Below are 15,600 nucleotides of genomic sequence, written 5' to 3'. Positions count from 1 at the left end.
GATGCCTCTAAATATAAATATTTATTTTAAAAAACCTACTAAAAAAGTGTTGATTTTTCTTAGCAGGTTTTTGTGAATTATTTTTCATTTAATGAGAAATCTTCCTCGCATAAATATATTGGTATAAGTTCATAGGTAAATCTCTAATAATAATATTTATTTAAAATGTATATAATTTGTGATTGGAATGTAACAAAACTGTGACAATTATTTTCTAGAATGTAAATATAGATTTAAAAGAGTTTATAACTCAACATTTAATTTATAAAAGATATTTGAGGTGATAAATATGAATGATAAAACAGTTTATTCTGTTATAGTACCTTTATATAATGAGGAACTTGTTGTAAATCAAAGTTATAAAAGACTTAAAGAAGTTATGGATTCTACAAATGAAAGTTACGAAATTGTATTTGTGAATGATGGAAGTAAAGATAGAACAAGAGAAATAACAGAAGAAATATGTAGCAGAGATGAGAATATAAAACTCATTAATTTTTCAAGAAATTTTGGTCACCAAGCGGCTATAACTGCAGGTATGGATTTAGCATTAGGAGATGCAATTATTGTAATAGATGCTGATCTCCAAGATCCACCAGAAGTAATGCTTAAAATGATTGAAAAATGGAAAGAAGGTTATGAAGTTGTCTATGGAAAGAGAGTAAAGAGAGAAGGTGAAACCTTTTTTAAAAAATTTACGGCAAGAGTTTATTATAGATTATTAAGAAGTATGACAACAGTTGACGTTCCAGTAGATGCAGGAGATTTCAGGCTTATAGATAGGAAGGTGTGTAATACACTAATAGCTTTACCTGAAAGGAACAGATATGTAAGAGGGCTTGTAAGTTGGGTTGGCTATAAGCAAACTTATGTTGAGTTTATAAGACAGGAAAGATTTGCAGGAGAAACTAAATATCCTTTAAAAAAGATGCTTAAGTTGGCATGTGATGGTATAACAGCACTATCATATAAACCACTTATTATTGCGGGCCATTTTGGGATTCTAGCTTTGCTGGTTGGAATGATTTTAATGTTTGTTGATATTATGAAAGCTATAATTAATAAAAGCAGCTTGTTGAATTTTACTATGATGATAGGAATTAACATGATGATGTTTGGAGTAGTTTTAGGTTGTATTGGGATAATGGGTCAGTATATTGGAAGAATATTCGATGAAAGCAAAGGTAGACCAATTTATATAATTTCTAGTACAACAAATTATAATAGATCAAGTAAAAAATATAATATTATTGATCTAGATAAAAAGACTTTATAGAGGGGGAACGAATTTGAAGAAACTAAAATTAACTAAAGAGAATATAAGTATATCTTTAATTTTAATATTATCTGCGGTATTGAATTTTGCTAATATAGGAATTGAAGGATATGGTAATAGCTACTATGCTGCTGGAGTAAAGAGCATGACTATGAATCTTAAAAATTTCCTTTTTGTATCCTTTGATCCAGGGAGTTTTGTTACAATTGATAAACCGCCAATGGGATTTTGGATACAGGCTCTATTTGCTAAGATACTTGGATTTAGCGGATGGAGTATATTGTTACCGCAAGCACTATCAGGGGTAATTTCAGTTTATCTTATATATTATCTTGTTAAAAAATCTTTTGGAAGTTTAGCTGGAAACATTTCAGCTTTATGCCTAGCTGTAACACCAGTTTTTGTAGCTGCAAGTAGAAATAATACTATAGATAATTTACTTGTTGTAACGTTATTATTCGCTTGCTTAGCTCTCACTAAGGCAACTGAGAAAGGAAAAGCTAGATATCTTTACATAAGTTTACTCCTTGTAGGTATTGGGTTTAATATAAAAATGCTAGAAGCATACATGATTGGACCTGCAATATATATAACATATCTTCTTTCTACAACTGTATCATTTAAGAAGAGAATAGGTCATCTTATTGTTTCTACAATTATATTATTTGTAGTATCTTTCTCTTGGGCTATGATTGTTGACTTAGTACCAGCAAAAGACAGACCATATATAGGCAGTAGTACAGACAATAGTGTTATGGAACTTATAATTGGACATAATGGTTTAGAACGACTTGGCCTAAGTGGTAAAGATAAAGGCTTTGGGGGAAATAACAGGCAAGATGATGGAAAAAGACAATCAGAGAATAACGCTGATGTAAGTAGTGACAATAATAAGAATCAACAAATGTCACAAGATAATTTTAACGGAGACAACCAAGGAGGAGTTTCAGGTGGAGCACCAAATGGAAATAATGAGGCAATGGTACCAGCTGAGATAACAAACAACCAAGGTGGTAACAACATGCAGCCGCCTAATGGTGGAATGCAACAAGGAATGCCGGGAGGACAAGGTGCAGGTCCAGGAGGACAAGGAGGACAAGGAGGAATTCAAGGTTCTTTTGGAGGACAAACAAAAGCGGGATTAACAAGATTATTTTCTAAAAATAGTTTGTCAGATCAAATAGTTTGGTTCTTACCACTTGCATTATTCGGATTTATAGCAGGTGCGTTGAGGGAAAAATTGAAATTTAAATTAGATAATAAAAGAAAATCATCATTGGTATTATGGATTACATGGTTAGTTCCTGAATTTATTTACTTTAGTTATACAACTGGATTATTCCATCCATATTATTTAACAATGATGGCGCCGCCAGCAGCAGCATTATCAGGAATTGGAATTACTACAATGTGGGAATTTTATAAGGAAGGTAAATGGAAAGCGTGGCTTTTACCAATAGCCTTTGCTATAGAGGGCATAACACATATGATTATGTTGTCATATTTCTCAAGCAATTTATCATCAGTTGTAAGAAATATAATTCTAGTATCATTAATAGCATGTTTTGCAACTTCAGCAATATTGGCTTTATTAAATATATTAACCTATATTAAAAGAAAAAATACTATTGATTTTTATACTGACAATATGAAATTAAAGAGAATATTGTCAGTAATTGCTACTATATCAATTTTAGTGACACCATTTATTGGAGCAAGTGCAGCAATTACTCATAGTGTGAATAGTTCAATTCCTACTGGAGGATTAGAACTGCTTTCCAATAGTGATAAAGGTGGCTTTGGAGGTGGAAGAAATAACAGTAATGAAAACTCAAAGCTAGTTAATTTCTTGGAAAGTAACAAAACAAATGAGAAATATTTACTTGTTGTATCTTCATCTCAAAGTGCAGATAACATGATAATTCAAACAGGTATGCCAATAATGGCTCTTGGAGGTTTTTCAGGTTCTGATAATATACTTACTTTAGATCAATTTAAGCAAATGGTTAAAAATGGTGAGGTTAGATATGTACTTACAGGAGGTATGGGAGGAAGAGACGGCAGCAATGAAATCATGAGCTGGGTCACTGAGAATGGTACTAAGGTTTCTGAAAGTGAATATAAAGATACATCATCTAATAACGCAGAAAACAATAAATTGGCAGATAATTATAATGATTCAAAGAGTGTTTCAGGTAATAATGAACAAAATATAAATTCTGATACACAAAATGCATATGAACATAATAATAAGGACTCAAATTTAAGAAGACAAGGTTCAGGAGGTTTTGGGGAAAACAATTCTGAAGTGCTGTATGATTTAAAAGATGCAGCAGCAACTTTAAATTAAAGCTATATCTATAAATATAAACTACTTCACTAATAGGGGGGATACATTAATTCATGTTTTACAAAAGTATGCCCCTTATTTCTGATATATATATAATATTATATATCAGTAAGTTTAGTTGAAAATGTATTACAAGTATGACTAAACTCATAATTTTTTCATGATTTAGTATTTTAATGTTATTGAAAGGAAAGTAAGAAAATGAAGAAAACTAATTTTAAGAAATATATATTTAGAATAAGTTTAGTTCTTGCTTTATTAGTATCAGCAGGTTTAAGTATTTATGCAATGCAGAATTATAAAAGCAATAATGCTATGACACAAAATATGCCTTTTAATGGTGAATTTAATCCTAATCGGAGTGATGGGGAAGATATGACACCACCAAATGGTGGTGGAAGATTAGCTTCTGATGATCATAATGAGCAGCAAGTTCAAAATGAAAATGGACAATCTAAAGGAAATAGAAATAATCAACAAGGAAAAGATGGAAGTCATCAGAATGACACTAATAACAACAGGCCAAAAGGTGAAAATAATATGCCGCAAGGAAAATCTAATAATAAGATGAATATGGGAACTATAGACACAAAATATCTTGAATCTCTTAACATATATAGTGGAATAATTTTAATATTATCATTCGTTGCTTACTATTTATTTGAACTTAAAAAAATTAAAATTAAAATTACAGATGAAAAACTACTTATAGTTACATTATTAGCTGTGGGTTTTTTCTTAAGAATTGCAGTTTCAAATCTTACAAATAGCCATAATGATATTAATTTATTTAAAAATTGGGCAGAAACTGCGGCAAACGGTTTTTCGCAGTTTTATGCTAATGCTGGACAAGCCGATTATCCACCTGTATATATATACATATTAGGGTGCATAGGAAAAATTGCAAATATACAAATATTTAATTCTTATTATATATTACTACTTAAAATTCCATCTATAATAGCAGATGTTGCGACAGCTTATTTTATATATAGAATTGGGAAAAGGTTTTTAAATACAGTAACTAGTACTTTTTTAGCTACATTTTACATCTTTAATCCAGCAATTTTTATAGATTCTACATTTTGGGGACAAGTTGATTCTTTATTTACATTACTTATTGTTATTTCAATATATCTGTTATATGAAAAAAAATATGTATTTTCATCAGTAATGTTTGCATTATCTGTACTTATGAAACCACAGGGAATTATATTTCTTCCAGTACTTTTCTTTGAATTAGTTAGACAAAGAAAAATTAGAAATTTTATATATGCTGCAGTTTCAGCGGTAGCAACTGTAATTGTAATTATAATTCCTTTTTCGGTAAACGAACAAAGTCCAACTTGGATTTTTAATCTCTATTTAAAGACAATATCAGAATATCCATATGCTTCTGTAAATGCGTTCAATTTTTTTGGTTTAGTAGGAGCAAATTATAAAAATGATAATGCTACATTTTTTATATCTAGCTATCATACAATTGGAATTATGTTTATAATTCTAACAACTTTAATTGGATGGATTTTATATATAAAAGGGAATGACAGAAAGTATATTTCGGCAATATCCTTACTTCAAATTGCAGGAGTATTTACATTTTCGGTTGGAATGCACGAAAGATATTTATTTCCAGCGGTAGCATTATCAATTTTAGCATTTATATATTCAAAAGACAGGAGATTTTTTATAATGGCTATTGGGTTTAGTATTACTAGCTATATTAACATCTCTACGGTTTTCTTCAAAACAAACACATCAGTTTTTGAGGTTTTATTGAAAGTAACTTCATTATTTAATGTAATATTAGTTTTATATTTAGTAAAAGTTATTATAGATAACACTGTTAAAAAATTTTCTTTAAAAATTGATAATAAGGAGAGTGAATTGTTATGAACGTAAGAAAAGCAGTAATACCTGCAGCCGGCCTTGGAACTAGGTTTTTGCCAGCAACTAAAGCTCAACCAAAAGAAATGTTACCTATAGTAGATAAACCTACTATCCAATATATAGTAGAAGAAGCAGTTGAATCTGGCATTGAGGAAATACTTATAATAACAGGGAGAAATAAACGGGCTATAGAAGATCATTTCGATAAATCTGTAGAGCTTGAAGATGAGCTTGAGAATAGTAAAAAAGACGATTTACTTAAGATGGTACAAAGTATATCTAATATGGTAGACATTTACTATACACGTCAAAAAGAACCTAAAGGACTTGGAGATGCAATAAGTCATGCTAAAAACTTTGTTGGAAATGAGCCTTTTGCAGTAATGCTTGGTGATGATATAGTTGATAATGAAGTTCCATGCTTAAAACAATTGATAAATTGCTACGATAAATATAAGACTTCAGTATTAGGCGTTCAAGAAATCTTAGAATGCAATATACCGAAATATGGAATAATAAAAGGGATAGAGATTGATGAAGGACTTTATAAGGTTAGTGATATGGTGGAAAAGCCTAAAATCGAAGAGGCACCATCTAACATAGCTATTTTAGGTAGATATATAATAACGCCAGATATATTTAATATACTTGAAAGTACCAAACCAGGAAAATCAGGAGAAATTCAATTGACAGATGCGCTAAAAGAATTAACAAGACAAGAAGCAGTATATGCTTATTGTTTTGAAGGAAAAAGGTATGATGTTGGTGATAAGTTAGGATATCTTCAAGCTAATATAGAATTTACTTTAAAACGTGATGATTTAAGGGATGATTTTATAACGTACTTGTCAGATTTAAGAGATAGAAGTGCTAATCTAGATTTAATTCATTAAAACATAATACATTGTCTAGGTGATGCAAACTTTATATAATTTTCCCCGTTTGTATAAAAGTATTTTATAAATAAATGAATATATCAATAGTTAGGAAAAACAAATTTATAGTATGAGTATAGTTAATTAATGTTGGGTATATTAGTAACGTAAGATAAAAAGTAATCAAAGTAGGAGAAATATAAGTAGTTCAACTATGACTATTGCGACTAAAAAAATTAGAACATAAGAATCAAAATGTTATAATAACGAATTCAACATCTGAAACAATTGTTGTATATGGACCAAGAAGAGAAACAGATGGAGGAAACTATGATAATTCGTGGTATTTTCTCCACTCAGGAGAAAATATAAGCATGGCAGCATATCAAATCCAACCCAATAAGAGGTTTTAAATCTTTCTTAAAAATAAAAATCCATGGATTACTTCTTAGTAATACGTGGATTTTTTAAATAAAAAATTAGATAATATAAAATTAAAATTGAAAGTCTTGCAAATAAACAAATATTTGTGGATTATCACTATAAATATATAAGGGCAAAGGAGTGAAAAAAATGTCAAAAGCTTTATTTGTAAATATGTTAGGTCACGGACATGTTAATCCAACTATAGGAATAGTTAGGGAGCTCATAAATAGGGGAGAAGATGTTACATATATAGCAGGAGAAGAGTTTAGAGATAAAATAGAAAAAACAGGTGCTAAGTTTATTGGGCATAAAAATTTATTTGATTTATCTAGTTTAATTACCAGTAGTTTAAATTTAGAAACTAATGAAAAACTATTGAATGCCCTTAATACTTTTAAAGAAATAATCGAAGAGATCTTCAAATTAGATGAAAAATTTGATTATATTATTTACGATTCTTCGTTTGTATTAGGTGGAGAAGTGGGAAGAGTATTAAATATACCAACAATTTCTTCTAGTAGCATTTTTGCAATAAATGAAAAAATAATAAAAAGTTTGTTAGATCTACCAATCTCACAAAAATTTAAGTTAAAGATGGAAGGAGCTAAGCCAAAGATTAAAGAAATTCTAAGCAGTCATAATTATGTGGACTTTGTCAATGAATTACAAGAGAAGTATAATATAAAGTTTCCTAGCATGGTAGATAGATCTGGAAAGAAAGGAATGCTTAATATTGTATATACATCTAAGTACTTTCAACCATATAGCGAAAGTTTTGATGAAAGTTATAAATTTATTGGGTCATCAGTAATAGATAGAAAAGAAAGTATCGACTTTGATTTATCAAATGATGAGGATAAGAAGGTAATTTATATATCTCTAGGAACTATATTCAATAATTCTATTGAATTCTATGAGTGTTGCTTTAAAGCTTTTTGCAATATGAATGTAAAAGTTATTATGTCTGTAGGCAGAAAAATTGATATAAGCATATTTAAAAATATCCCATCAAACTTTATAGTTCGTAACTATGTACCACAATTAGAAGTATTAAAATATGCAGATGTATTTATCACTCATGGTGGTATGAATAGTACAAATGAAGGTTTATACTTTAACATACCGTTAATTTTAATACCTCAATCGGTTGATCAACCTTTTGTGGCTAATAGGGTGGCTGAACTTGGCGCAGGAATTGTGATAGAAAAAAATAGAATTACGCCGGAAGCACTAAATAAATGTGTAGCTGAGATACTATCAGACGATAACTTTAAGATTAACAGTGAGAAGATAGGTGAATCTTTAAGGGAAGCAGGAGGATATAAAGTTGGAGTTGATGAAATAATAAAACTAAAAAATTCTATGAAATAGGATTTAGCTATTGATAAATCAAAGTTAATTAGTTTAGATTTATTGTATATAAACATAAGATGATAGAATATCGCAAATTCATTTGAATTATGCGATATTTATTTTAAAAATTTATAATTTATATGGAAGAAATTCGCATTAAATGAAATATAATATTATAATTTATGATAGTATATTTATTATAATATTTCAAAAATGAATAAAGCTTATATATGATTTAAGTAGTAGGTTTATATTAATTGAATGGGAGATGTAATATGGAATTAAGAGATATATACAATAGTAAAGGCTATAAAACCGGATTAAAAAAAGAACGGTCCGAAAAGCTAGAAGATGGTGAATATTATTTGGCAACTGAAGTATGGATAATTAATAGCAGCAGCAAAATATTAATTCAACAAAGATCAAGTAATAAGGATGTACTCCCTAATACGTGGGGGCTAACTACAGGATGTATGGTTAGTGGAGAGGGAACATCGGAAGGAGCTTTGAGAGAAGTTAAGGAAGAGATAGGATTATCTATTGAAAAAGATGAATTAAATTTTATTTGTAGAATATTTCGTGAAAATTCTATTTGGGATATATATTTTGTATATAAGGATGTTGAATTATCTAAATTAACCCTTCAAAAGGAAGAAGTTAGTAACGTGAAATTTGTATCTATTGAAGAATTTAATAATATGCTTTTATCTGGGGAGCTATTTGAATATCCAGAAATTTATGATATGTTATCCCTAATTAATGATAAAGTTAGTGAATATTAGAGGCAATTAGTTATATCAAATAAGACAAGAAAATTTATAATACATATCTTAATATTTGTTCATTTTAAGATAACAGAATGATCTGTGACATGTTTGTAACAAAAATTAGCTATAATAAAAATAATTGATATTTTTGTGGAGGGATATAATGAAGGGGAAAAGGATACTAGTTGTTGATGACGAACCATTAATAAGAAAGCTCGTAACAGATTTTCTGAAAAAACAAGGGTATGTAACAATTGAGGCTGATGATGGAAAGAAAGCTATGAATTTGTTTTCGAGTGAGGAAAATATAGATTTAATAATTCTTGATGTAATGCTGCCAGAATATGATGGATTTACTGTATGCAGAGAGATAAGAAAGAAATCTAAAGTTCCCATTATTATGCTAACTGCAAGAGGAGAGGAATTTGATGAAGTTTTTGGATTAGATATTGGAGCTGATGAATATATATCAAAACCGTTTAGTCCTAATATACTAATAGCGAGGGTTAATGCTGTTCTGAGAAGGGTAAATTCAGAAGAGAGAGGTAAGGAGCTCAAAGATTTTAATGGATTGACAATAGACCATAGTGCCCATCAAGTTGTTATAGATGGAGAAGTTGTTGATTTGAGTCCTAAGGAATATGAACTATTAATTTATCTTTCCGAAAATTATGGAAAAGCATTAAGTAGAGAGCAAATATTAGATAAGGTATGGGGATATGACTATTATGGAGATTTAAGGACAGTTGATACACATATAAATAGATTAAGAATAAAGTTAGATAGAAAAAGTGATTATATACAAACAGTACGCGGTTACGGTTATAGGTTTGAGGAATAAGTATGAATAAGTCATTAAGATCAAAACTTTTTTTATCGATAACTTTATTGTTAGTTTTTTTTATCTCTGCTTTATGGATATTAAATAACTTATATCTTCAGCAATACTACATTAAGAATAAAGAAAATATGCTTGAAAATAATGCAAAGCATTTAGTTGATATGTATACTGGAGATCCAAATGATATTCAGGATGAACTGGATAGAACCGCTAATATAGTAGGTGGCAGCATAGATATTAGAGATAAAGATGGTAAGCTAATATATAAATCTTCAAGACGGCTGCCAAATGAAAAAAATATAGTTGATAACATAGGAAATAAATTTAGGCCTAATGTGGAGCCACCACCAGATTCGGATGTTCAAAACGATAAGATTAACAATACATATAGTGAGGGAAAGTATACATTTGAAAATAGAAGAGATGTTCAACTTAAAATAGATTTTCTAACTCTTGTAACCAAAATAAGTAATGGTGACATCCTTGCTATAAGAGTTCCATTAGTCTCAATAAGTGAAAGTGTTGATATTGCAAATAGATTTATATTAATTATTGGAGGAGTAATTATACTTTTAGGTAGCTTATGGGCATTTTGGTTTTCAAAAAGATTTACAAAACCAATACTAGAAGTAAATAGCATAGCGCAGAATATGGCTAAATTCGATTTTAGCAAAAAATGCAATATAAATGGAAAAGATGAAATAGGACAGCTTGGACAAAGTGTTAATTATCTATCTGGAGAGCTAAGTCGGGCAATTACGGAATTGAATATAAAGAATAAGAAATTAGAAGAAGATATAGAGAAGGAAAGAAAAATAGATGAAATGAGAAAAGAATTTATCTCAAGTGTTTCTCATGAGTTAAGAACTCCGCTATCAGTAATACAAGGCTATGCGGAAGGTCTTGTAAGCAATGTTACAGAAAGTGATGAAGATAGGAAATTTTACTGTGATGTTATTATGAATGAAACTGATAAAATGAACAAATTAGTAAGAGATTTATTAAACTTATCACAAATTGAATCTGGTTATTTTCATATAGAAAAAACAGAATTTAATTTAGTATCACTAATAGAATATGTACTTAATAGATATAAATCAACTTTCGAAGAAAAAAGCATAGAAATCAGATTTGAACCTGGAGAAAGCGTGATTGTATATGGAGATATGACTCGTATAGAGCAAATACTTACAAACTACATTAATAATGCAATTAATCATGTAGACAATAATAAGATTATTTGGATAACTAAGATTAGTGTTAAAGATAAAATAAGAATAAATGTATTTAATACAGGAAAGCATATACCAGATGAATATTTGGATAAGATATGGAATAGCTTTTATAAAGTAGATAAAGCTAGGACAAGATCTTATGGGGGTTATGGTTTAGGCTTATCTATAGTAAAGGCAATAGCAGATCTTCATAGTAATGCTTATGGAGTGGAAAACACTGAAGGTGGAGTTAACTTTTGGTTTGAAATTGATAAGATAGATTTAAATTCAGCAGAAAATTAAAAATAAAAATACAAAGGGAGTTGTGGATATCAGATTAAAATCTGTTAGCGGCAGCTCCCTAATTTATATATAAGTTTTCAATAAGATAATTTATTCATTATAAAATTAGTTAGTTTATATAGATTAATAGCCTAAGATAAGTTTCAATGAACTAAATTTTTTAGAAAATACATATTATAAACTATTTTTAATTTTTATTTTGTTCGAAATACCAATGCTTGTACCAGTTAAAACACCACATAACATAGAGTAAACAATTGTAGGGATTTCAATCACATAAATACCAATAGCGGCAATAAATAATAAAGAAATCGCTAAAAAGAGTATACAAATAGATTGTTTCCATTTTTGTTGAACTTTAATTTTTGAATTTATTATATCTGTAAATTTGTATTTTTCATCGAACTTTAAATAGATAGCTTGACTCAGTATTAGTAAGAATACCATAGGCAATAATTTATAAAGTAAATCTATCATATTATTTTATCATCCTCCACGAAAATAATTTAGTTATTTAGGTATTTAAGCTCTAATAATAGATATTTTTATACCTAATTATAATATGGGAGAAATAAATAGACAAATAGTTCTTTATTACATTAGAGTAATTATATTCTTTTATAAGTGTATTCTACTAGAGAATAGTTATTATCCTTAATATTTACTTATACGCTGAGAGACAATAATGATAAAGAAATAAGTAAAAATTCAGCTTGAATGTTTGTAAAATAAGGAAAAATGTTTAAAAAAACAAATTTAATAAACCAAGAGTTATGATATAATTATTGTAAAATTATTACAATAATTATATCATAAGAAGCTAAAGGACAACTCAATTTCTTTATAAATAATTTCTATAAATTATTTATGATTAAGAAGTGTCTGGTTCCATACTCTTAGATTATTGGAATGATTTAAAATATGCATAACTAAAAGGAAAACAATAATGAATAAAAGGAGGAATACAATGGGGAAGGTGTTGGGAAATAGATATAATAATAAATTAACAAGATTTATTCTAAGTTGCATTGCAATAACAGCAGTATTTTTTACAAATTTTATAGTTGCTAAAGCTACGCAAGAAAATAGTCTTTATGAAATAAGTTCAAATAACATGGATAAGATGAAGGAACAACATAAATTTATTATTGATGCACCTATAAAATTTTATAATGACATAGAAAGAGTGGAGCAGGTATCGGACTTTAGATTTAAAGTTCCAGATTTTTTTCCAGAGGGCTACAAAGTTCAAGAGCTTCAATTGAAAAGGATTTCTGATAAAGATAACGTTTTAGAAATAGTTTACGGAAATAAAGATGGAATATATTCGTTACAAATATCGGAACAAGATCCTTCAGAATCATTAAAAGTGATAGAAAATGGGAAATCTAAGGCATTAGAAAATTCTCAGGTGGAAATCTCCAAGCAACCAATGAAGATAGGCGATATAAATGGATTAAGTGTTATTTTAACAACTACATTTCCAGCAAAAAAAGCTATAGAAGACCAATTTAGCGAAATAAAAGCTGTTAGTAATTATTTTTCATGGAAAGATGATGGATTATGGTATAGCATAGAATATAAATCGGAGTCTAAAAGCGAAAAGAGTAGCAATAACTTATTAGAACTTTCAAGTGATGATATAAAAAATATAGTGAAATCGTTAAAATATCCTGAAGACACAAAAGATTCAAATTATTGCATAAAGAATCTTAATAATGGAAATATAGAAATGAACATTTATGATAGAGAAGATATAGAAGAAGCAAAAAATGCTCTCGGATTTGATCCTAAATTTCCAATTAGAATTAGTAATGATATAAGTATAACTAACTCCACTGCTAGATTAGTTGGGGATTTGAATAATAACAAAGAAAAAACATGCTATGAAATAAATAATCTTTATTCAAACAAAAATGGTTCGATAACATTTAGCCAGTCCGCGAATTCATCAGTTTATGATGAAATAATGAGAAATAAGTATATTAAAATTAATGAAGAAAGAAACGTAGAGAAGAAAGTTGAAGAATTAAGAATTGAAAATAATCAAGTATTTAAACGTTCACAAGAAGGTATCGTGCCTCAGGTTAATTATGTCTGGAAAGAAAATAACATATATTATAGTGTGATATTTTTTGTGAATATTGAAAATTGTGATGGAATTGTTAAAGAATTTATAAATTCAAAGCCACTAGAATAGAGTTATTTAAATAGAATATTGATAAATATATTATGTTAAGAAGACTTTTATAAAAATAGTAGGGAATATAACAGACAGACCCTACTATTTTTTTATTCACAGATTAATTAGCGTCAATTATAGAGGGAGTACCCCAAATTTCATTTATAAAGTTAGTGCCAATTTTAAAGTAGATTGTAGGATAGTCTCCATAGTATATATAACCATTCCTCAATATCGTAAAAGGAATATTTTTACTACCATCTTTTAAATCCAAAAATATCTTTTTACATTTATCATTATTTTTATAATCATCTAAAGAATTCTCTATATTTTCCGGTAGATATGGAGTTGAATTGTCTAGTTCTCGAACAAAAGAATTAAGAAAACTAAGATCACTAGTTGTATAAAAGTTCTCTTTTTCACTATTCGAATTACTAAATGTTTGAATTTGAACTCTGGCATTTACGATATTTCCCGGGAGATTAAGCTTTCCAAAGAAGTCATTGCCAGTAGTTATTGTAATTCCATTAAGGCACTCATAAATTTCCGGATGACTTGTCCCATCGGCCAAAGTTACATTAGTCATTATTCTAAAATCCTCATCATATCCGTTTACCGCATATACATCAGTAGGGCCTATGTTAGAAATGATATTTTTGGAATAGGTGTTCACAGGATTAATCTCATTTAATGCACCTAGTGTAGTACCGATTTTTCTTCCTAAAATATTTTTTGAGCTTTTTGAATCTATCGATATAGGGGATTTGAGATATACATTTCCATTGTAAATAATTAACGGAACCATTTTTGCTAATTTAGTTTTTTCTTGAATATTTGGTATCTGGAATTTTGGAATGTATACTGCATTCGAACTAAAACTTCTCAAGGTTGAATTAATGGACAAAGCCCCATTCTTGTTAGAATCATCATTAGTAGTGGTCGAAGTTGTTGCATATTGTGATGAATTTATATCGTTTGAAGGTGTTAAATTATTATCATCAGAATTTTGTGAAACTGATGCTATATTTTTATTAGTGTTAGTATTTCCTGAAGGTGTCTCTTTAGAATATTTAACTTTATTATTACTACTATTATTATTATTATTATTATTATTGTTATACTTATTGTTAGTACTTGGCGAATTATCATGAGAATTTGAACTATTTTTTATACCAGCAGAGTTTTCAGCTTTTACATTTGATTTACTATTATCAATAGCATGGTTATCATTTTTGTTAGAAACAGGAGAAGAAATTGAATTATCATTAGTGAATTTATCTACTTCATCTTTTGAGACATACGTCGTATTTCCTGCATCTATATTTTCTGGTTTATATGTATTGTTTATAATTAGCTTAAAACTAGCAGTGCCTAAAAATATTAATAATACAGCAGCAACTTTTAATCCAAATGGATAATAATTTACAGTTGTTTTTTTTCCTAATTGTGAAGTATTATTTAGCAATTCCATTTTTAGCTTGTCTTTAAATTCTTCACTTGCTTTTATTTTGGAAAAAGAGCTCTTAATTTTATTCATATTCAAAATCCTCCTTTAGTATAGATTTTAGCAATTTTCGTCCTCTGCTAAGTTGTGAACCTACAGTAGATTCCTTTATGTTTAAAATATTAGAAATTTCAGAAATACTATAATTCTCATAATAATATAAAAAAACGATACTTCTATATTTTACTGGCAGGCTAAGTACTGCTTGGATTACATCAGTATCCTCCTGAGTTGTATCAACAAAATCATCTTCTAATGATGTAGTATTTTTAAAATAAGAAGACTTTAATTTATCTTTACTTAAGTTTATAGCAACTCTAATTAACCAGGATTTCTCATGTGTTCCGTTCTTAAAATCTGGTCGTTTTTCAAGTAGTTTTATAAAAACCTCTTGGGTTATGTCTTCGGCATCACTTAAATTTTTCATATATGAATACGAAATTCGAATCAGCATATCGGAATACGTTTCTATTAAGTAATGAATGTAACCTTTGTTATTGTCCAACTCATCCATTTGATTTTTACCCCCTCCAATACTTAATACGATTTATAACAACAAAATTTTGCAAACGACAATAATTTTCTTAGTTTATGATGAATTTCAATCTATTAGAATAAG

13 protein-coding genes are annotated in these 15,600 nt (G+C 28.6%); 10 read left to right on the top strand and 3 right to left on the bottom strand.

What is annotated here, in order from left to right:
• Positions 1-289: 289 nt before the first annotated feature.
• From L1S46_RS24315 to L1S46_RS24275, 9 genes are all read left to right on the top strand, one after another.
• Positions 290-1,276, top strand: coding sequence for a glycosyltransferase family 2 protein (locus L1S46_RS24315; protein ID WP_238860974.1), 987 nt, complete (start codon positions 290-292; stop codon positions 1,274-1,276).
• Positions 1,277-1,289: 13 nt separating this feature from the next.
• Positions 1,290-3,626: a glycosyltransferase family 39 protein gene (locus tag L1S46_RS24310; RefSeq protein WP_238901211.1), complete on the top strand. Its 2,337-nt coding sequence runs from the start codon at positions 1,290-1,292 to the stop codon at positions 3,624-3,626.
• A gap of 201 nt (positions 3,627-3,827) precedes the next feature.
• On the top strand, positions 3,828-5,522 hold the full coding sequence (locus L1S46_RS24305) for a glycosyltransferase family 39 protein (protein ID WP_238860970.1): 1,695 nt from the start codon (positions 3,828-3,830) through the stop codon (positions 5,520-5,522).
• Positions 5,519-6,409 (top strand): UTP--glucose-1-phosphate uridylyltransferase GalU, encoded by an 891-nt coding sequence (gene galU, locus L1S46_RS24300; RefSeq protein WP_238860968.1) that lies wholly within the window; start codon positions 5,519-5,521, stop codon positions 6,407-6,409. The genes L1S46_RS24305 and galU overlap by 4 nt, the downstream gene beginning before the upstream one ends.
• A gap of 203 nt (positions 6,410-6,612) precedes the next feature.
• Entirely contained in the window at positions 6,613-6,804 is a 192-nt protein-coding gene (locus tag L1S46_RS24295; protein ID WP_238860966.1) for a hypothetical protein, read from the top strand.
• A gap of 160 nt (positions 6,805-6,964) precedes the next feature.
• A complete protein-coding gene (locus tag L1S46_RS24290; RefSeq protein WP_238860964.1) occupies positions 6,965-8,188 on the top strand; it encodes a macrolide family glycosyltransferase in 1,224 nt (407 codons plus the stop codon).
• A 257-nt stretch (positions 8,189-8,445) separates the two neighbouring features.
• The gene (locus L1S46_RS24285; RefSeq protein WP_238901210.1) at positions 8,446-8,952 is read left to right on the top strand and encodes an NUDIX domain-containing protein; all 507 of its coding nucleotides are present in this window, start codon (positions 8,446-8,448) and stop codon (positions 8,950-8,952) included.
• Between the two features lie 148 nt (positions 8,953-9,100).
• A complete protein-coding gene (locus tag L1S46_RS24280; RefSeq protein ID WP_238901209.1) occupies positions 9,101-9,778 on the top strand; it encodes a response regulator transcription factor in 678 nt (225 codons plus the stop codon).
• A 2-nt stretch (positions 9,779-9,780) separates the two neighbouring features.
• Positions 9,781-11,295 carry a HAMP domain-containing sensor histidine kinase gene (locus L1S46_RS24275; protein ID WP_238901208.1) on the top strand — a complete coding sequence of 505 codons (1,515 nt, stop codon included), beginning with the start codon at positions 9,781-9,783 and terminating at the stop codon, positions 11,293-11,295.
• A gap of 174 nt (positions 11,296-11,469) precedes the next feature.
• Here the strand turns inward: L1S46_RS24275 and L1S46_RS24270 are convergent, their stop codons facing one another.
• Positions 11,470-11,772 (bottom strand): hypothetical protein, encoded by a 303-nt coding sequence (locus L1S46_RS24270; RefSeq protein WP_017208926.1) that lies wholly within the window; start codon positions 11,770-11,772, stop codon positions 11,470-11,472.
• Positions 11,773-12,262: 490 nt separating this feature from the next.
• Here L1S46_RS24270 and L1S46_RS24265 point away from each other — a divergent pair, with 490 nt between their 5' ends.
• Positions 12,263-13,495: a hypothetical protein gene (locus L1S46_RS24265; protein WP_238901207.1), complete on the top strand. Its 1,233-nt coding sequence runs from the start codon at positions 12,263-12,265 to the stop codon at positions 13,493-13,495.
• 103 nt (positions 13,496-13,598) lie between these two features.
• On the opposite strand, the gene L1S46_RS24260 is transcribed toward L1S46_RS24265, so the two are convergent.
• Together L1S46_RS24260 and L1S46_RS24255 are read right to left on the bottom strand one after the other, a co-directional pair.
• On the bottom strand, positions 13,599-15,014 hold the full coding sequence (locus tag L1S46_RS24260) for a hypothetical protein (RefSeq protein WP_238901206.1): 1,416 nt from the start codon (positions 15,012-15,014) through the stop codon (positions 13,599-13,601).
• A complete protein-coding gene (locus L1S46_RS24255) occupies positions 15,007-15,495 on the bottom strand; it encodes a sigma-70 family RNA polymerase sigma factor (protein WP_011969060.1) in 489 nt (162 codons plus the stop codon). The genes L1S46_RS24260 and L1S46_RS24255 overlap by 8 nt, the downstream gene beginning before the upstream one ends.
• Positions 15,496-15,600 lie beyond the last annotated feature (105 nt).

Origin of the sequence: Clostridium sp. YIM B02500, from assembly GCF_022324665.1 — a bacterium.
Classification (GTDB): Bacteria; Bacillota; Clostridia; order Clostridiales; family Clostridiaceae; genus Clostridium; species Clostridium beijerinckii.
The sequence above is the reverse complement of the archived record's forward strand: the minus strand, read 5'-3'. Positions and strand labels throughout refer to the sequence as shown.